This is a genomic window from Serratia sp. N21D137 (assembly GCF_047530005.1).
In the GTDB taxonomy this organism is placed as follows: domain Bacteria; phylum Pseudomonadota; class Gammaproteobacteria; order Enterobacterales; family Enterobacteriaceae; genus Chania; species Chania fonticola_B.
In genome coordinates, this window is sequence record NZ_JBLJAJ010000041.1 from 15,819 (window position 1) to 33,711 (window position 17,893).

The 17,893-nt window shown below is 54.8% G+C and carries 15 protein-coding genes; 7 read left to right on the forward strand and 8 right to left on the reverse strand.

Features of this window, described 5'->3' with window-relative positions:
- Window positions 1-154: 154 nt before the first annotated feature.
- Window positions 155-1,336, reverse strand: a complete 1,182-nt coding sequence (locus ACMV5H_RS22895) for a MalY/PatB family protein (RefSeq protein WP_179251519.1) — start codon at window positions 1,334-1,336, stop codon at window positions 155-157.
- Window positions 1,337-1,383: 47 nt separating this feature from the next.
- On the reverse strand, window positions 1,384-2,967 hold the full coding sequence (gene malX / locus ACMV5H_RS22900) for a maltose/glucose-specific PTS transporter subunit IIBC (RefSeq protein ID WP_414822544.1): 1,584 nt from the start codon (window positions 2,965-2,967) through the stop codon (window positions 1,384-1,386).
- A gap of 224 nt (window positions 2,968-3,191) precedes the next feature.
- On the opposite strand from malX, the gene ACMV5H_RS22905 reads away from it, so the two are divergent.
- Both ACMV5H_RS22905 and ACMV5H_RS22910 read left to right on the forward strand, forming a co-directional pair.
- Window positions 3,192-4,223, forward strand: coding sequence for a Mal regulon transcriptional regulator MalI (locus tag ACMV5H_RS22905; protein WP_037374777.1), 1,032 nt, complete (start codon window positions 3,192-3,194; stop codon window positions 4,221-4,223).
- Between the two features lie 145 nt (window positions 4,224-4,368).
- Window positions 4,369-5,382, forward strand: coding sequence for an alpha/beta hydrolase family protein (locus tag ACMV5H_RS22910; RefSeq protein WP_414822545.1), 1,014 nt, complete (start codon window positions 4,369-4,371; stop codon window positions 5,380-5,382).
- A gap of 70 nt (window positions 5,383-5,452) precedes the next feature.
- Here ACMV5H_RS22910 and ACMV5H_RS22915 read toward each other — a convergent pair whose 3' ends face one another.
- Complete coding sequence (locus tag ACMV5H_RS22915) at window positions 5,453-6,370, reverse strand: LysR family transcriptional regulator (protein ID WP_414822546.1); 918 nt, start codon at window positions 6,368-6,370, stop codon at window positions 5,453-5,455.
- A gap of 100 nt (window positions 6,371-6,470) precedes the next feature.
- Between ACMV5H_RS22915 and ACMV5H_RS22920 the strand changes: the two genes are divergently transcribed.
- Window positions 6,471-7,610, forward strand: coding sequence for a serine hydrolase domain-containing protein (locus ACMV5H_RS22920; RefSeq protein WP_257014164.1), 1,140 nt, complete (start codon window positions 6,471-6,473; stop codon window positions 7,608-7,610).
- Window positions 7,611-7,665: 55 nt separating this feature from the next.
- On the opposite strand, the gene ACMV5H_RS22925 is transcribed toward ACMV5H_RS22920, so the two are convergent.
- The 3 genes from ACMV5H_RS22925 to manA form a co-directional block, all read right to left on the reverse strand.
- Window positions 7,666-9,132 (reverse strand): YdgA family protein, encoded by a 1,467-nt coding sequence (locus tag ACMV5H_RS22925; RefSeq protein WP_414822547.1) that lies wholly within the window; start codon window positions 9,130-9,132, stop codon window positions 7,666-7,668.
- A 183-nt stretch (window positions 9,133-9,315) separates the two neighbouring features.
- Entirely contained in the window at window positions 9,316-10,875 is a 1,560-nt protein-coding gene (locus ACMV5H_RS22930) for a YdgA family protein (protein ID WP_209527355.1), read from the reverse strand.
- A 136-nt stretch (window positions 10,876-11,011) separates the two neighbouring features.
- On the reverse strand, window positions 11,012-12,190 hold the full coding sequence (gene manA / locus ACMV5H_RS22935; protein ID WP_059200746.1) for a mannose-6-phosphate isomerase: 1,179 nt from the start codon (window positions 12,188-12,190) through the stop codon (window positions 11,012-11,014).
- 204 nt (window positions 12,191-12,394) lie between these two features.
- Here manA and fumC point away from each other — a divergent pair, with 204 nt between their 5' ends.
- Complete coding sequence (fumC, locus tag ACMV5H_RS22940) at window positions 12,395-13,792, forward strand: class II fumarate hydratase (protein ID WP_209527353.1); 1,398 nt, start codon at window positions 12,395-12,397, stop codon at window positions 13,790-13,792.
- A gap of 41 nt (window positions 13,793-13,833) precedes the next feature.
- On the opposite strand, the gene ACMV5H_RS22945 is transcribed toward fumC, so the two are convergent.
- Window positions 13,834-14,490 carry a peroxiredoxin-like family protein gene (locus tag ACMV5H_RS22945; protein ID WP_115158469.1) on the reverse strand — a complete coding sequence of 219 codons (657 nt, stop codon included), beginning with the start codon at window positions 14,488-14,490 and terminating at the stop codon, window positions 13,834-13,836.
- Between the two features lie 106 nt (window positions 14,491-14,596).
- Between ACMV5H_RS22945 and ACMV5H_RS22950 the strand changes: the two genes are divergently transcribed.
- From ACMV5H_RS22950 to ACMV5H_RS22960, 3 genes are all read left to right on the forward strand, one after another.
- Window positions 14,597-15,484 carry a LysR substrate-binding domain-containing protein gene (locus ACMV5H_RS22950; RefSeq protein ID WP_414822548.1) on the forward strand — a complete coding sequence of 296 codons (888 nt, stop codon included), beginning with the start codon at window positions 14,597-14,599 and terminating at the stop codon, window positions 15,482-15,484.
- 3 nt (window positions 15,485-15,487) lie between these two features.
- Window positions 15,488-16,174, forward strand: coding sequence for a helix-turn-helix transcriptional regulator (locus ACMV5H_RS22955; protein ID WP_021804495.1), 687 nt, complete (start codon window positions 15,488-15,490; stop codon window positions 16,172-16,174).
- An 82-nt stretch (window positions 16,175-16,256) separates the two neighbouring features.
- The gene (locus ACMV5H_RS22960) at window positions 16,257-16,628 is read left to right on the forward strand and encodes a VOC family protein (protein WP_179247426.1); all 372 of its coding nucleotides are present in this window, start codon (window positions 16,257-16,259) and stop codon (window positions 16,626-16,628) included.
- An 88-nt stretch (window positions 16,629-16,716) separates the two neighbouring features.
- Here the strand turns inward: ACMV5H_RS22960 and tus are convergent, their stop codons facing one another.
- Window positions 16,717-17,652, reverse strand: coding sequence for a DNA replication terminus site-binding protein (tus, locus tag ACMV5H_RS22965; protein WP_021804493.1), 936 nt, complete (start codon window positions 17,650-17,652; stop codon window positions 16,717-16,719).
- Between the last annotated feature and the right edge of the window lie 241 nt (window positions 17,653-17,893).

Here is a 17,893-nt window from a genome sequence, read left to right on the forward strand (position 1 = left end):
TGGGGCAGGGATAAGCCGTGACATGCTCTCGGGTCATTAGTCGATGAAATCAGGTCAATCGCAATGGTTCGGGTTTTAACGGGTAGCATGACAATGCTGAGGGGAGTTGACGCTCAATGAAAAACCAGGGGCGCTATGCCCCTGGCGATATGACCTATTTTGTGTCCAGGACAAATTGCAACGCGGCGATCAGCTTATCCATCCCGGCCTCAACCTTGCTGCGCGGGCAGCCGACGTTCAGGCGCAGGAAACCACGGCCCTCTTCGCCATAGGTAAAGCCTGGCATGATGGCGACTTTCTCTCGTTCGATCAGCACCTGCTGCAATTCGCGGTCGTCAATGCCTAACGGGCGTATATCAATCCACGCCAGATAGGTGGCCTGCGGTGGCTGCCAGTTTAGCTGCGGTAACGCCTGCTTGAGCCGTTCGGCCACGTAGGTCAGGTTATCTTGCAGATAGTCGCGCAGGGCGTCTAGCCAAGGCTCGCCGTGGCGGTAGGCGGCAATATGGGCTGCAACTGCCAGCACCGCAGGGGAGGATAATCCATCGCGGCTTTTTAGTGCCTGAACGTAGCTATCCCGCGCACTATCCTCGCTGATAATGCCATAGGCCCCGGTGAGCGCCGGAATGTTGAAGGTTTTAGAGCCGGAAGTCAGCAACGCCCACGGGGTGGTGGCCACCTGGCTCCATGGAGTGTGACGATGTTCTCCCCAAACCATATCCATATGGATCTCATCGCTGATCACCTTCACGTCATGGCGTTCGCACAGCTCTGCCATCTGCTCCAGTTCATGCTGTGTCCACACCTTACCAGTGGGGTTTTGCGGGCTGCACAGCAGCAGGATCTTGGTTTGTGGACGGGCCAGCAGGGCTTCCAGATGGGCCATATCGCATTGCCAATCGTTATCCACTTTGTGCAGCGGGCAAGGTAACACCTGACGCTGATTACCCAAGATCACCTTATAGAACGCATCATAGGCTGGTGTATGGGTGACCACATATTCCCCCGGAGCCGACCAGATACGCACCAGCTGCGCCACCATGTAAATCACCGAGGGGCCATAGACCGCCTTGGTCGTATCGATGGGCGCATTGAAGCGTTGTTGATACCAATGCCGCACCGCGCCAAGAAAGTCTTCATGCTGCCAGCGGCTGTAGCCCAACACGCCGTGTTGCAGACGCTGTTGCAGAGCTTCAAGAATGCAGGGGGCGGTGGCGAAATCCATATCGGAGATGGTGAAAGGCAGCAGATCTGCGGTGCCAAAACGGTCGGCGATGTAGTCCCACTGGGTGCACCAGGTACCGTGACGATCTACCGGGGTAGAAAAATCAAACATGTGAAACTCCGAACAAGGGCGCAGCAGGCTGCGCCCGGGGGGGAAGGTTATGCGTTGGCCATCAGTGATTCTAACTCATCTTTCACCGATTGCACCTGCGGGCCAATCACCACTTGCAGGTTATGGTCATTAAGGTGTACCACGCCGATAGCCCGGTTGGCTTTCAGCACAGCATCATCCACCTTGCTCATATCGTTAACTGACATACGCAGGCGGGTAATGCAGTTATCCAGCGAAACGATATTCTCTTTACCGCCCAACGCCGCCAGGATAGCAGGCACGTTATAGCCGGATTTACCCACGGCACCGACAGGGGCGCTCTGTGTAGCGGTGGTTTCCGCCTCACGGCCCGGCGTTTTAATGTTCCAGCGCTGGATGGCGAAGCGGAAGATCGCATAGTAGGCAACAAACCAGATCGCGGCCACCAACGGCACCAGATACCACTTGGTTGCGGTGCCGTGCAGGATACCGAACACCACGAAGTCGATAATGTTGCCGTCGGTGTTACCGATTGTGACGCCCAGCAAGGCCATCACGGTGAAGCCCAGACCGGTCAGAATAGCGTGGATCAGACACAGGAACGGAGCCACAAACAGGAACAGGAACTCGATCGGTTCGGTGGTACCGCCGACCACACAAGCCACCACGCCGGAAATCAGCAGCCCTTTGATCTTGTGACGGTTCTCCGGTTTGGCACAGTGGTACATGGCTAACGCCGCACCCGGCAGGCCACCGAGGAAGGCAGGCATTTTACCCTGGGACAGGAAGCGGGTAGCGCTTTCGGCAAAGCCGTGGGTGGTTGGACAAGAGAGCTGTGCCTGGAAGATGGTCAAGGCACCGCTGACTTCACGGCCACAAACGTCCAGCGTACCGCCCGCTTCGGTAAAGCGGATCAGCGCTACCAGAATGTGGTGCAGCCCGAACGGCAGCAGCAGACGCTCGCCGGAGCCGAAAATCATCGGCCCAAACATGCCAGCGCCGTTAATCATACGGCCCAACCCGTTAATACCGGCAGCGAACCAAGGCCAGATCAGCGGGATAATCAGGCCGCACAGGCCCAGTACCACAGTGGTGACGATTGGGACGAAGCGAGTACCCCCGAAGAACGCCAGCGCATCCGGCAGGCGGATGGTGTTGAAACGCTCGTGCAGCAGATAAACGATGATCCCGACGATCACCGCACCGAGGATACCGGTATCGATAGACTGAATGCCCAGGATGTTCTGGATGTTATTGGCTTTCAGCACCAGCGGATCGACGGTAGGCAGCACGCCTGACGTGGTCAGGTAGAAGTTGGTCGCCAGGTTCAGCACGGCAAAGCCGACAAAACCAGAGAAGGCGGCCACGCCTTTGTTCTCTCGCGCCATGCCCAAAGGAATGGCAATGGCGAACATCACCGGCAGGAAGCTGAAGGCAAAGGAGCCGATCTTGCTCATCCAGGTGAATAGCAGCTGGAAAGCCGGATGACCAATGAAAGGCAGCAACGTAATCACGTCACGGCTGCTTAGTGAGCTACCGATCCCCAGCATGATGCCGCAGAATGAAAGCAGTGCGACGGGCAGCATAAATGTCTTGCCCAGGCTTTGGAAAAACTCCCAAAGCGTAATTTTTTGTTTTTTAGACGCTGGCATAACCGACGACTCCTGGCGAAAAAGCATGCAATGTTGTGTGTACCTGATTAGGTAAAAATAAGATAAAACGTTTTACCTAGTAAAAATGCGTCCCTAATCACAATTATGAACGGTGCTTTGCGGTGACAATACTTATGTGGGTAAATCGTTTTACTGCATTGAGAGATTCGGTATACCATTTGCTATCAGGGTTAAACTCGCCCTGATAGGGCATTGCAGAGGTTATAACAATCAAAAAGATCACTATCACTGACGTCGCACAGTTGGCAGGCGTATCCGTGACCACCGTTTCCCTGGTGCTGAGCGGTAAAGGGCGTATTTCTCCCACCACCATGAGCCGTGTGAATCAGGCGATCGAGCAGCTTGGCTATGTTCGCAACCGTCAGGCCGCGACGCTGCGGGGTGGCGAATCGGGGGTGGTAGGGCTGATCCTGCGTGATATCTGTGAGCCGTTTTATGCCGAGATGACCGCCGGGGTGAGTGAGGTTCTGGAAGCCAATGGCAAAGTGCTGTTTCTGACCCAAAGCGGGCGCGAAGGCAAAGGACTGATGCGCTGTTTTGATATGCTTCTGGAGCACGGCGTCGACGGCATGGTACTGGCGGGTGGGGTACGAACCGCGAAAGGGCTGAAAGAGAAAGCCGAAGCTCAGGGGGTGCCGCTGGTGTGTGCCGCGCGTTCCAATGGGCTGGAAGGTGTAGACGTGGTGCGGCCAGATAATATGCAGGCCGCGAAAATGGCCACCGAATTTCTGATCAAACGAGGTCATAGCCAGATCGCCTACCTTGGTGGACAAAGCGATTCACTCACCCGCGCCGAACGCCTGGGGGGATTCTGTGCCACCTTGGTGCAATACGGCCTGCCATTTCGCTCAGAGTGGATCGTCGAATGCGATTGTCATCAACGGGCAGCGGCTGAAGCTGCCGAAAACCTGTTGCGTCAGTATCCCAATATCAGTGCGTTGGTGTGCCATAAGGCCTCGGTGGCGTTGGGTGCCTATTTTGGTATCGTGCGCAGTGGCCGTAGTATTGGTTCGGAAGGGATGGACAGTTTCTATGGTCAACAGGTGGCGCTGATCGGTTTTGGCGATGTGCCGGAGGCCGAACTGACCGAACCCCCGCTGACCTTTATCTCCAGCTCGGCTCGTGAGGTTGGACGCAGTGCTGCCCTGCGGCTGTTGCAACGTATTGGCGATGATTCATTGGCCCCGCAGAATGTGATCCTGTCCCCAGAGCTGATCAAGCGCGGATCGGCCTGATCCGCCGCTATATCTCCAATCTTGCCGTTGTCCCAGTCTTGTAAATTCTCAGGTGTTTCTAAATAGGCTTGCTCTGATGCCGATTAAATTAAAGCGAAATTTTTGATATAACCGACGCGGTATGAGATTTAATTTGGGAGCGGCTATGAACAAATATGGGATATTTGGTTTCTGCATGGTGAGCTTCCTGGTCGTTTTTTCACTGATTCGGTTATCTGAATTTGAACTTTCCGATGATGGTCACCAACGAACTATCAGCTTTGAGCATCATCAGGACATTCTGGAAGGCACATTAATCCTCCCTTCTGGGAAGATATCGCCACCGCTTGTCCTGCTGGTTCATGGCGATGGCGCTCAAGACCGCTGGTCTGAAGGCGGCTATATTCCGTTGGTGAATTTCCTGGTTGCCCAAGGAGTAGCGGTTTATTCATGGGATAAACCCGGCGTTGGGGCCAGCAGTGGTAACTGGCTGGCACAAACCCTGTCAGATCGTGCAGAAGAAGCAGCATCTGCTCTGAGAAAACTGAAACAGGAACCGGAGTTTAACCACAGCGATATAGGTTTTCTTGGCTTTTCTCAGGCGGGTTGGGTTGTGCCAAAGGCCAGCCAACAGGTAAAAACCGACTTTGTCATTCTGGTGGGGGCGGCGATAAATTGGCGAGCTCAGGGGATTTATTATACCGGGCAACGTCTGCAATCTGAGGGCCTGTCAGCTGAAAATATCGTGAAGGCGCAAGAACGTGAAGCCGCCGCTTTTGACAGGCAGTTTACGCAGGAGGCAGCCGCATCTCCCTGTATTTCTCGTTGTACCCGGCAGGACTTTGAGCGTCGAAACTCACAGGCCGATGCAAGGAAAGATATTTCAGCGATGCAAACGCCGGTAATGATCCTGATGGGGGCGGACGATCGGAATGTTGATCCGCACGAAACGATCGCTGTCTGGAGCGAAGCGCTACCGGCCAAAACACCTCGCTGTATCAGACGGATCGCTGATGCTACCCACGGGCTTTTACGGAGCGAATGGTTTGACTACCAGCTATCCTCTCAGTGGCCTTGGTGGAAGCAGGGCGGATTTCTGCTGGCCGGACAACAGGCTTACTCGCCAGGTTCCCTAAGTGCTATTTCTGCCTGGATACTTAATCAGCAATGTCATGAGTGAACCGCATTCTGATGCCACGCAGAAAGCAAAAAGTGAAAGATCCCTCCCAGGTCTTCAATGACCCAGTAGCTCAAGCGCGGATCGGCCTGATCTGCTGCTCGCGTTTTTCCCGCATAAAATCGATAAAGACGCGCAGCTTGAGCGGCATATGCCGGCCTGCCGGAAAGTAGATAAAGAAGCCGGGCGCGACGTGGCTAAAATCCTGCAGAACCTCTCGCAGTTGCCCGCTCTGCAACTCTTTGTGTACGGCGGCCCGAAAGCGTTGGGTGAGCCCTAATCCCGCTATCGCCGCGTCTTTAAGCAGCTGGTTTTCATTGAAGATCGGCCGCCCGTTGACCTCCAGCGTCAAATGCTCAGTGCCGTTGCTGAAATACCAGGGTTCCAGTTTGCCACTGCCGGGAAAGCGGTAGCGCATGCAGTCATGCTGCTGCAACTCCTGTGGCGTTTTGGGCTGGCCGTGTTGTACCAAATAACCTGGAGAAGCCACGACCACATGTTGTTGGCCGTGGTCGATAGGGACGGCCACCATATCTTTTTGCAACATCCGCTGCATGCGGATGCCCGCATCAAAATTATCCAGCACCAGATCGGCAAAACGATCGTCGGTAAACAGCTCCAGCTTAAGTTCAGGATAGCGCGCATGGAACTCCGGCAGATAGGGCATGACCAGCATCGACGCGGCCAACTGCGGCAAGGTAATTCGTAATAAGCCGCTTGGCTCACCACGTTGGCTGCTGACATTCTCTGCCGCGATCTCAATCTGGCCCATAGCGGGGGCGATTCTTTCATAAAATGCCAGCCCTTCATCGCTTAACCTGACTGAACGGCTGGTGCGATTGAACAGGCGTACTCCCAGGTGGGCCTCTAGCGCGCGGATATTTTGTGACACCGCAGGCGGTGTGACGCCCAGATGATTGGCCGCCTGGGTAAAGCTGCCCAATTTGGCAACGGCGTCGAAAAATGGCAGTAATTGCAGCAGTGAGCTCATCTATTAATAATTCCAACTTAATGATTCATTAAATTTTAGCCTATTTTATTTAATGATCGAAACCGTAGACTGGCCTGATTATCTTAAGAGGATCACAGTTATGGCTCAGGCATTGACACAACGGATAGAGGCAGTCAATCAGCAGGCGATCGCCGAAGGGCGGATCGTAGGTAGCGTGGTGCTGGTGGCTCAACAGGGGGCGGTGATTTACGCCGGTGCCAGCGGCTATGCCGATCGCGAGCAGCGGCAACCCATGCAGCGTAACAGCCAATTCAGGCTATCTTCGGTCTCTAAACCCTACATCACGCTGGTAGCGATGCGCATGATAGAACAGCAATTGCTGAGTCTGGATGATGCCGTGAGCCGTTGGCTACCGTGGTTTACTCCGGCGTTGCCAGATGGACGTCGGCCAGCGATCGCTATTCGCCACCTGTTAACCCACACCGCCGGGCTGGACTACCGTTTCAAGCAACCAGAGGGCGGGATCTATCAGCGGTTAGGGATCCACGACGGCCTGGAGAGGTCCTCGTTAACGCTGGAGCAAAATCTGCGTCGGTTGTCGCAGGCACCCTTGCAGACAGAGCCGGGGAGCGAATTCAGCTATTCACTGGCCATTGACGTATTGGGTGCGGTGCTAGAGCAGGTGGCTGGTATGCCTTTGCCACAGCTATTCGAGCGCTGGGTTGACCAACCGCTAGGGCTGGGGAATACCGGTTTTTATACGTTGAACGCCGATAAGCTGGCTACGGCCTATTACAATACTGAACCGCAACCGGCAGCGATGTATGACGGTTTTCTGCTGAGGCTTCCTGAGGAATTTGGTTTTGACGTGGAGTTTGCGCCCTCGCGAGCGCTTGACCGCCACGCTTATCCTTCGGCTGGCGCAGGGATGGTGGGTGACGCTGACGATGTGCTGCGCCTGGTGGAGACGCTGCGTAATGGTAGCGACGGAGTTTTGCAGCCAGAAACCGCCGTATTGATGCGTCAACCCCATGTAGCAGCGCAGGCAGAGATTCAGGGGCCGGGTTGGGGCTTTGGTTTTGGTGGCGCGGTGCTGGTGGATGCGGCATTGGCAGCAACGCCGCAGAATAATGGCACTATGCAGTGGGGCGGCGTGTATGGGCACAGCTGGTTTTACGACCCGCTCGCGCAGTTGAGCGTAGTCGCGTTGACCAACACCGCGATTGAGGGAATGAGTGGTTTATATCCCATGCAGATCCGCGATGCGGTCTATGGCTAGAGCAATGTAACCCAAGCGGGCCCCGCATGCGGCGCCCCTACGACCTTGGCATGGATTAATGGCATTGAGCCGGTTGTTCTGGTGCTGCCTCGGTTACTGGAGCGTCCCCGGCAAAGCCGCCAATAAACGCCTGCAGTGACATTTTGTTGCCATTGAGCTCGACCTGATTATCCGCATAGTGGAAGTTGCCGCCAATCACTCCGTCTTGCTGCGTCACAAGGTTAAATTTTTGCGCCATGGCGACCAGACCTTGCACTTGCTGCGGTGCCATCGCTTGCGCTTGTTGCGTAGAGGCGCCCTGTAACTGCGCTAGCTGAGCTGCTGATTCTGTTGCCATTGACTCAGGGATTGTCAGATGGCCTTCCAGCCTTTTGATCGCCTGTGTCAGTTGCTGATCCAGTGGGGCTGCAACCGTGCCCGGCGGGAGTAGCTCTTGCAGATCTAGATTAAAGGTGAAGGTGGCTTCGCCCTGGCTGTTTTTCCAACTCATTGGCGAAATGCTGAGGGTTGGGTAGCCTTTCAGTAACCGTGGCATATTGTGTTCAACCAACTTGGCCAATTGCTGCTGAGTGGCTTCATATTGCTGTAGCAGATTGAGACTTTGTTGATTGTAGAAATCGATAAAGGCTTTCACTGCCTTGGCGTCTACATTGTTAACTTTTAACTTCAGTTGGCCCGATCCCAGGTCGTTGCCGTGGATTTTCAGCGCACTTACGCCGTAATCGAATTGGCCATTCAGGTAATCATCTTTATCATCGGTCTGGCTGGCCATAGTAAACCCCTCCACCAGGACATCTTGGGCATCTCCAACGACCTGTAGCTGCTTTACGCGTAAAAACTGGGTGCCTAGATTGAAATTCAAGGGGGTTTTCTTGGTATCACTTTGACAAGTCACCCTATGTAATACGATTTTTCCTTGGTGTTTGTCCGCGATTTCCAGGTTATCAGTATTGAAATCCAACCTGACATTTTTCAGGTCGTGGCTGATGTCAGCCGTCAGTTTAGCCCCGCTGAATGTCAGCCGGTATTCGCTTTGCTCGTGATTCAGCGGGAGTACATCGACAACCGATGAAATATCCCCGTTGAAAGTAATACGCGTATCGGAGGTGATGGGTGATTTGCCTTTGGTGAGATCAAACAGCGTTTTGAGGGCCGCCGTATTTTCCAGTTCGGCGTGCAGCGAGGCCATTGCCGGCAGCAAATTCAATCGTGTCACCTGGCTCAGTGGTAAGGGGCCGTGGTCGATCTTGACCAACGATGCCACTTTATCCCCGTTGATCTGCATGGAGGGATCTTCATTATGTAGCACGTAACGCACCTGGCTGGTAAAGATGCCACGTCGGTAATTTTCAACGCTAAGTCTTACCCCCGCATCGGGCAGGTACTCTTTCAACTGTTGGTTGGTATTGGCGACCAACGTTTCCATCCGCTGCTCAATCAGTTTGCCGGTATACCAGGAAGCTCCACTCCAAGCTGTGCCAAGGACGGCAATAATGCTGACGGCGACTAATGATTTTTTCATACTCGATGATCCCTTTCTACAGCTTGAGAGGTCCGGCAATACGGCCAATATTGGCAAGGATTGTGATGGCAGAATGACTGTCTTGGCAATCGATTTGCGCTAGAACGGCGAGGTTTAAGAAAAAGCGGAGTTATTGCAGCGGGGAGGAGAATAGGGGCTTGGTATCGCCAAGCCCCTGTGGTGTTACTGACCCTGAATCATCGGCTGCTCAGGTGCCGGAGCGGCATCCTGCTGATCGGGTTCTGGTGCACTGTCTTCTTCTGGTGCGGAAGCGCCGCCCAGCATCCCGAACATACCCACGAACTCCGGCAGCGACATTTTGGTGCCGTTCAGCTCAATCTGGTTATCGGCATATTTGAAGCTGCTGCCAATCACGTTATCTTTCAGCGTGGTGATCTTGAACATCTCGCCCATTGCCGCCAGGCTTTTCACCTGCTGCTCGGCCTGCTGCTGTGCTTGTTGTGCACTGGCACCTTGCAGCTGTGCCGCTTGAGCCATGGTTTCCTGCGCCATAGCGACCGGAATAGTCAACTGGGCGTCGATTTTCTTGACCGAACGGGCAAGCTGTTGGTCCGGTGATTCGGCCGCAGCACCAGCCTGTGCGGGATCCAGCAGATCGAGGTTAAGGGTAAAGGCACTTTCACCCTTGGCATTTTTCCAGCTTAGCGGTGCGATGCTGACGGTTGGGTTGCCTTTCAGCAACAGCGGCAGGTTTTGCACCAGCATCTCAGCCGTTTGCTGCTGGTAGGCTTCTGGCGACAGCGTTTCGGCCTGTTGCAGCAAGGCCATGGCCTGCTGGTTGTAACGATCGGCAAACTCTTTCAGCCCTTTAGCATCCAGGTTATCGATTTTCAGCAGCAGTTTACCCGCGCCAAAATCGGTGCCCTGAATTTTCAACGCCGCCATGGTGTAATCCAACTGGCCTGCGAGGCTATTGCCTTTCTCGCCGAACTGGCTGGCCAGGTTAAAGCCTTCCATCGTCATGGCGTCTTTACCGTCGACAGCCACGGTCAGTTGCTTCATGCCCAGCGCTTGCTCACCCAGGCTCAAACCGAATTGGCCCAGATGCGTGTTGCTTTTGAGCGTCAGCCCTTGCATGGTCATCTGCTCGTTCTGGCCAGACTGATTCGGGCCACTGATCACCAGGCTGTCACTGCTGGCGTCCAGGAGCGCGGTTTGCATATCCTTGCCGATATCCGCGTCAATTTTTGCACCGCTGAATTTCAGCGAGGATTTGTCTTTCTGGTATTCCACCGGGATCACATCGATGGAGCTGGCGACATCGCCGCTATAGGAAATGCGTGAATCGGCGCTGAACAGCGACTTGCCTTTGGTGATTTCAAACAGGGTTTTGACTTTTGGCGTGTTTTCCAGCTCGGTATGTACCGAGGCCATGCTTGGGATCAGGTTGAATTTTTTCAACTGGGCCAGCGGGAATGGGCCGTGATCGACGGTTTCAATAAAGGCCACTTCTTCGCCGGACTTCAGCAGGGCATCGTCGGTGGTGATGCTACCATCGGCACGCAGCACAAAACGGGCTTGGCTGCTGAAAATCCCGCGTTGGTAGTTTTCATAGCTCATCTTGACCCCGGCCTTAGGCAGTATGGTTTTCAACTGGCTATTGGCGGTGTCTACCATTTCCCCCATCCGTTGCTCGATAAGCTTGCCGGTGTACCAAGAGGCTCCAGTCCATGCTGCGCCGAGCACCACAATGACGCTGACAGCGACTAACGATTTTTTCATAGTTCTGTTATTCCTTTGTAAAGCCGGTAGAGGGCAGGGCGACCAATTGGGCCTGCGAAAAAACGCCCGTAGGCGTTTTTATTGTGTAGGTAAACTAATCATCTTAGCAACTTATTTACCTATATTTTACCGTCAATTAGGGCAACTGATTATAAACGCGGGCGATACGGCCGCTTCCGGTGACGTTAACCGGGGATTCAAAGGCGGCAATAAAGCAGGATTCACCTGGCTGCAAGATGACCTGTTGGCCCTGTTTCTCCAGCGTTGCTTCACCTTCTACGCAGAACACGATCGCCGCGCTGTTTTGCGCCAGTGGCTGCGGTGTGGCATCGAGATCGTGTAACGAGAAGGCAAAGTCCTCAACGGGGATCGGGAAGAACAGTTCTTTGCCACGTTGCTCTGGCTGAGTCAGCAGGCCAGATGCCGGTTGTGGGCGGAACTGCAGGTTGGCCAACAGTTCAGGAATATCGATGAATTTGGGCGTCAGGCCCGCGCGCAGCACGTTATCCGAGTTTGCCATCACTTCCAGCGCGACGCCGTTCAGATAGGCATGTGGGGTCTCGGCATACAGGAACATGGCTTCCCCCGGTGCCAGTTTGACTACGTTCAACAGCAGCGGAGAGAACAGGCCGCTGTCGTCGGCATAGAAACGAGCGATAAAGCGGATGGTGTCCCAGGGCTCACCCTGCTGGTTGTTCAAGGCGGCTTTCAGCACGCCAAGCGCCAGCGTTTTTTGCTCACCGCTCATCCCCAGCAGGCTGGCAAACAGGGTCGCCAGGTGGGCGGTATCTGGCTGTTGCAGGAAGGCGGCGATATCGTGATGTGCGCCGGAAAGGGGTTGTAACAGCGCAACGATATCGTCCAGTTCGCGGAAGCCATTCATCGCCAGGAACGGTGTCAGGGCAAACACCAGTTCCGGCTTGTGATTCGGGTCTTTATAGTTGCGTTCTGCGGCGTCAAACGGAATACCGGCGGCATTTTCTTTGGCAAAACCTACCTCTGCGGCACTCTTGCTTGGATGGACCTGAATGGAGAGCGGCTGGTCGGCACACAGCACCTTAAACAGGAACGGCAGTTCACCAAAGCGTTGTGCCACTTCGGCACCCAGCTGTTTAGGCTGGTCGGTATCAATCACTTCACGCAAAGAACGCAGGTTTCCTGCCTGATCGGTGACCTGTGAGCTGCTTTTAGGGTGGGCACCCATCCACAGTTCGGCCATTGGCTTGCCTGTCGGGTTGGCAATGCCATACAGCTTGGTTAACGCATCAACGCTGCCCCAGGCGTAGTTTTGGATGGCATTAGTCATTTTTTGCATGATCGTATCCCTGCTTTCTCAAGAAAATTGCGCTAAGTAAACAATGTGGCGCAGGCGCATGCAAGCCAAGATGGCTAAAAATGCTGTTTGCGCAGGACGTTAATGCGAATAGTTATTATCTGGCTATACTGAGGAGGCTCGCCAACGGGCTATCACTCGTTGGCATTTCCCCTTCATTTTAGGAATTGTGCTAAGGAGACCGTGATGGCAGGCGTTCGGATTGAAAAAGACTCAATGGGCCCCATCGAAGTACCCGCCGACCAACTGTGGGGCGCGCAGACTCAGCGTTCGTTGGAACATTTCCGTATCTCGTCAGAAAAAATGCCCCCGGCGCTGATCCATGCGTTGGCGATGACCAAGCGTGCGGCAGCCAGCGTCAATATGGATCTGGGGTTGCTGCCAGCAGAGCGGGGCAAGGCGATTATCCAGGCTGCCGATGAAGTGCTGGCGGACAAGCACCCCAATGAATTCCCATTGTCGATCTGGCAAACCGGTTCCGGCACCCAGACCAACATGAATATGAACGAAGTGCTGGCCAACCGTGCCAGCGAGTTACTGGGGGGCGAACGCGGTGATGCGCGGCGGGTCCATCCCAACGACGACGTCAATAAAAGCCAGAGCTCCAACGACGTTTTCCCTACTGCAATGCATGTAGCGGCAGTGATCGCGGTGCGCGAGCATCTGATCCCTGAGTTGAAAGCGCTGCACCGCACGCTGCATGCCAAGGCAGAAGCTTTCCACGATATCGTCAAAATCGGCCGCACCCATCTACAAGATGCTACGCCGTTGACGCTGGGTCAGGAAATCTCCGGCTGGGCGGCGATGTTGGAATATAACCTCAAACATATCGAAGCCAGCATTCCGCATCTTAGTGAGTTGGCCTTGGGCGGTACGGCTGTGGGGACCGGGCTGAACACTCATCCCGAATACGCGGTGCGGGTGGCGAAGGCTTTGGCAGAACTGACCGGGCAGCCTTTTGTCACCGCGCCGAACAAGTTCGAAGCCTTGGCAACCTGCGATGCGCTGGTGCATGGCCACGGTGCCTTGAAGGGCTTGGCCGCCTCGTTGATGAAGATCGCCAACGATGTGCGCTGGCTGGCCTCTGGCCCACGTTGTGGCATCGGTGAGATCGCAATTCCTGAAAATGAACCGGGCAGCTCGATCATGCCGGGGAAGGTCAACCCCACGCAGTGTGAAGCGATGACCATGCTCTGTGCGCAGGTGATGGGCAACGACGTGGCGGTGAACATTGGCGGCGCGTCCGGTAACTTTGAGCTGAACGTATTCCGCCCGCTGGTTATTCACAACTATCTGCAATCTGTTCGTTTGCTGGCAGACGGCATGAGCGGCTTCAATGAGCACTGTGCGGTGGGGATTGAACCGAACCGCGAACGCATCGGCCAGTTGCTTAACGAGTCGCTGATGTTGGTTACCGCCTTGAATACCCATATTGGTTATGACAAGGCGGCAGAAATCGCCAAACAGGCCCACAAGGAAGGATTAACCCTGAAAGCCTCAGCGCTGAAGTTGGGCTATTTGACCGAACAGCAGTTTGACGAGTGGGTACGGCCAGAGGAGATGGTCGGCAGCATGAGGAAATAAGGCCAAAGGCCAGGCGCGATGATAGCGCCTGGCAGCGCGGCTCACCCCTTCAGCAATGAAACCAACGCTAGTGGATCCGCACGCTGGGTATAATCCGGGTTAACTTCTGCATAAATGATGTCACCGCCAGGCGCGATAACGAAGCGGGCAGGCATCGGCAATGTCCATCCACTTTCGTCGTTAAGCTTGGTCAGGTTGATACCTAAGCTGTTGGTGTAAAGCTCGACAAGATCATTCGCCAACGCGAAACGTAAACCAAACTGTGCTGCCAGGCTATTGCCGCTATCCGTCAGCAAAGGAAACGTTAAGCCATGCGCTTGCTGCATTTGCTGGCCGTTAACCGGCAACTGTGGCGAGATGGCCACCAGGTTGGCACCGTCACGCAACTCAGGCAGAACTGCTTGCAGTGCCTGGAGATCCATATTGCAGTATGGGCACCATCCTCCCCGATAGAAACTGACGACCAGCGGCCCTTGAGCCAGCAATTGCCGGGAAGAGACTGGGTTACCCTGGGTATCCGGCAAAGTAAACTCAGGGGCGCGATCTCCAACCGACAAGGCGTTGTTGGCCATTTCTGTACTGATAAGCTCGTCGATACCCTGACGTAAGAGTTCATGGTCCGAGGGCGCAAGCTTGAAGGGCAGTTGGCCTGCTTCAAAAGCGGCTTTGAACGCGTCGAGCTGATCCTGAAGTTTCATGTTGTTCCTTAAAATAGCGAATGGACAGCAACCAGTTTGCCTATTGTCGTTGTATGGGGGTAGAGTGCGGTGATCACTAATGGTTATTCCAGTGGGGAATGGCAGGATGGATAAGCTAGGCGACTACGCCACCTATATCAGCGTGTTTGAGGCAGGATCGTTTTCCGTTGCGGCCCGGCGGCTTAACGTGGGTCAACCGGCGGTATCCAAAGCGATTGTCCGGTTGGAACAACAGCTGAATACGCGCTTGCTCCTTCGCTCTACTCACGGTTTACGGCCGACGGAAGCGGGACAACAGCTCTATCTGCGGGCCAAGCACATCTTGCATGAGGTTGCGGAAACCGAATCGGCCGTGTCAGGCGTGGCCGAGGTGTTGACTGGTCGGCTGCGGGTCGCTTCGTCTGCGGTGTTTTCCCGTATGATTGAACTGCCGGACTTGAGCCGGTTTCTACACGAAAACCCGGAATTGGCAATGGATCTGCTGCTTGATGAAGGCGAGTTGGGTCTGATCGCCGAGGGGATCGATATCGCTTTGCGTATTGGTGATTTAGCTGACTCCGGCTTTACCGCCCGCAAATTGGGCTCAGCAACACAACGAGTCATCGGGGCGCCGGCGTATTTTGCCAGAGCAGGGATGCCCCAAATGCCACGGGAGTTGCTACAGCATGATATGGTGATCCATCACCGTGCGGGTGGCGCTGAGGAGTGGCTGTTCACCCATGAACAACAGCAGCAACAGGTCCGATTGCAGGGCCGGGTACGCGTGAGTGCTACCGAATGCTTACGTGAAATGGTGGTGGCTGGCTTTGGTGCGACGGTAGCCTGTGAAGGGCTGTTTCGTAGTGAATTACGTGAGGGCAAGGTGGTTGCCGTCTTGCCGCAATGGCAGTTACCACCGTTGGCGCTGTGGGCGGGGTTTCCCAGTGGGCACTTCATCTCGGCCAAGGCCCGTGCCTTTGCCGACTTTATTCAACAACTGCTGCAACGAGAGTAACCCATGTCCCGCACTCAACGCCTGCTCGATCTGATGCAGATCCTGCGCCGCCATCGTTACCCGGTCGCTGGGCATTCCCTGGCCGAAGAGCTGGGGATCAGCATGCGCACTTTATACCGCGATATCGCCACCTTGCAGCAGCAGGGGGCAGATATTGTTGGCGAAGTCGGGATCGGTTATGTATTACGGCCGGGATTTATGCTGCCGCCGCTGATGTTCTCGCAAACTGAGATCGAAGCGCTGGTTCTGGGTATGCGCTGGGTAGAACGCCGGGGTGACAGCCAGCTTGCCGGGGCGGCGACCAATGCGTTGGCAAAAATTGCCGCCGTGTTGCCTGCGGAACTGCGTGAAGAGCTGGATGCCAATACGCTGCTAATCGGCCCGGTGCCTACTGCCTATGTGGCCGATGAAACGTTGGTGACGATCCGTGAAGCCATCCGTTTGGAGCGTAAAATCAAGGTGGAGTATCGGGATTATGCCGGTAATGGCAGCGAGCGTATCTTGTGGCCATTTGCCATGGGCTACTTTGAACAGGTACAGATCCTGATGGCCTGGTGTGAATTGCGTGGCTCGATACGCCATTTCCGCCTTGATCGTATTGGCCACTTGACGCCGCTAGAACTGCGTTACCCGCGCGGCCGCCGGGCACTGATGAAGCAGTGGCGGGAAAGTGAGGGCATTGCCCAATGATCCTGCTGCCATAAACTGACAGTAGGGTGCACTAGAGTGACGTTATCAGGAGCCAGCCGGTTCCCATTCAGAGGATAACGTGATGACAACCCCAAGCATGACCATGATTTATGTCGATAACCCAGAAAAAAGCGCCGAATTTTATCGCCAGCTGTTGGGAACCGAACCTGTCGAGCAGTCTCCCACTTTTGCCTTGTTTATCTTGAATAACGGTTTCAAGCTGGGCATGTGGTCAAAACATACCGTTGAACCTGCGCCAGCGGCGACCGGTGGCGGTACAGAAATCTGCTTTATGTGTGAACAACCGCAACAGGTCGATGCGCTCTATCAACAGTGGCGGGATAAAGGATTAACTATCGTGCAATCTCCGGTCGAGCTGGATTTCGGCTACACCTTTGTTGCGGCCGATCTTGATGGCCATCGGCTGCGTGTTTACAAGCTTAACGACGAGTAATTCTTCCACTGCTAGATTCGCCATACGGGGCACACATGCTGTGCCCGTTCAACCAAATACCGCGATAAACTGATTTTACGCCCGTTAATCATCCCTCAACATCGGTATACAGATGCAGGCGTTTCACTAGCAGGCGCAGAGGCTTAGCCTCCGGCTTATATTTGTGTTTTACCGCCGTCACGTCGTAATTGAGCAGTTCACCGATCTTCGGCACTTGTGCGCCCATCTCTGGTTGGCACAGGGCAATCAGCGGCAGCGGGCAGGGGTGCTGTACCTGTTTTTGCTGCGGTTGATACCATACGCGCGCGATTGGCTGCACCTTTACCGGCCGTTTGATTTTCAGCGTGGCGTTCTGCGGCAGGCGGCTGACGTCGTCAATTTCGCGGCCCACCAACTCGGCCCACTGTTCGCGGTTGTAGGGCGGGACGGCGCGTCCGGCTTTCTGGCTTTTCTCTAATTGCGCCAGGATATCGTCGCGCTTCACCTTTTTGATGATGTGCTTGTTGGCCCAGCCAAAACGCACCGAGTCCGGGTTGGTGAGCAGGGTAATGGAGCGATAGGCGCTAAGGGTGATCAAACCATGCAGGTGGGTGTGCACAAACTCAAAACGTTGCTCAGGAGCCAGGCCAGACTCGATGGTAATGATCTGTTCTAACTCCGCCTTCAGGCGGTTGATCAGGGCGATCTGCTGTTGTAGTGCCAGATACTCGGCTCTTTCGGTCTCAAGGCAAATGACACCGGGCAATCTTACCGCCGCCTTGCTGCTGATATGCTGGCGGTTGTGGTGGATAAACAGCCGTTGGTAGTGTTCCAGTGCAAGGTCACGGGCAGCCTGGCCCACATGTTGCTCCACGCTGATCTGTTCTATGGCGGTATGTTCCTTGCCTTTCTCGATTTCTGGCAGGCTAAACACCCTCGCTGCCAGCAACCGCAACGGCTGGACCTGCTGGTGGAGTTGCGCCAATGCCTGTTCCAGCTCGCTAAAACGCGCATTCATTCTGCCGATCAGGCTGTACTTATCCATCATTACCTCGCATTTTAGTTACAACATACATTGTAGAGCAGTGTAACCAGAGTGGCAACTTCAGCCGCATCATCGTCATTAGCAATGAGTGAACTTGGCTGAACAGGGAGCTAAGGGCCCCATTCCCACTCGAAACGCAACAAAACCCAGGGGGCTTATGCCGCCTGTAAGTGTGTTAAAAATACCTCATTGGGGGAGCGATAGCCCAGAGATTTTCTCCCTCGTGTGTTGAGTATGTGTT

What these genes read in the sequence shown, in the direction of transcription:
- ACMV5H_RS22910 (WP_414822545.1), top strand. Translation starts at nt 4,369, where the DNA reads ATGAACAAATATGGGATATTTGGTTTCTGCATGGTGAGCTTCCTGGTC.
- ACMV5H_RS22925 (WP_414822547.1), bottom strand. Translation starts at nt 9,132, where the DNA reads ATGAAAAAATCATTAGTCGCCGTCAGCATTATTGCCGTCCTTGGCACA.
- tus (WP_021804493.1), bottom strand. Translation starts at nt 17,652, where the DNA reads ATGGATAAGTACAGCCTGATCGGCAGAATGAATGCGCGTTTTAGCGAG.
- malX (WP_414822544.1), bottom strand. Translation starts at nt 2,967, where the DNA reads ATGCCAGCGTCTAAAAAACAAAAAATTACGCTTTGGGAGTTTTTCCAA.
- ACMV5H_RS22930 (WP_209527355.1), bottom strand. Translation starts at nt 10,875, where the DNA reads ATGAAAAAATCGTTAGTCGCTGTCAGCGTCATTGTGGTGCTCGGCGCA.
- ACMV5H_RS22920 (WP_257014164.1), top strand. Translation starts at nt 6,471, where the DNA reads ATGGCTCAGGCATTGACACAACGGATAGAGGCAGTCAATCAGCAGGCG.
- ACMV5H_RS22955 (WP_021804495.1), top strand. Translation starts at nt 15,488, where the DNA reads ATGTCCCGCACTCAACGCCTGCTCGATCTGATGCAGATCCTGCGCCGC.
- ACMV5H_RS22915 (WP_414822546.1), bottom strand. Translation starts at nt 6,370, where the DNA reads ATGAGCTCACTGCTGCAATTACTGCCATTTTTCGACGCCGTTGCCAAA.
- ACMV5H_RS22895 (WP_179251519.1), bottom strand. Translation starts at nt 1,336, where the DNA reads ATGTTTGATTTTTCTACCCCGGTAGATCGTCACGGTACCTGGTGCACC.
- ACMV5H_RS22960 (WP_179247426.1), top strand. Translation starts at nt 16,257, where the DNA reads ATGACAACCCCAAGCATGACCATGATTTATGTCGATAACCCAGAAAAA.
- fumC (WP_209527353.1), top strand. Translation starts at nt 12,395, where the DNA reads ATGGCAGGCGTTCGGATTGAAAAAGACTCAATGGGCCCCATCGAAGTA.
- ACMV5H_RS22950 (WP_414822548.1), top strand. Translation starts at nt 14,597, where the DNA reads ATGGATAAGCTAGGCGACTACGCCACCTATATCAGCGTGTTTGAGGCA.
- ACMV5H_RS22945 (WP_115158469.1), bottom strand. Translation starts at nt 14,490, where the DNA reads ATGAAACTTCAGGATCAGCTCGACGCGTTCAAAGCCGCTTTTGAAGCA.
- manA (WP_059200746.1), bottom strand. Translation starts at nt 12,190, where the DNA reads ATGCAAAAAATGACTAATGCCATCCAAAACTACGCCTGGGGCAGCGTT.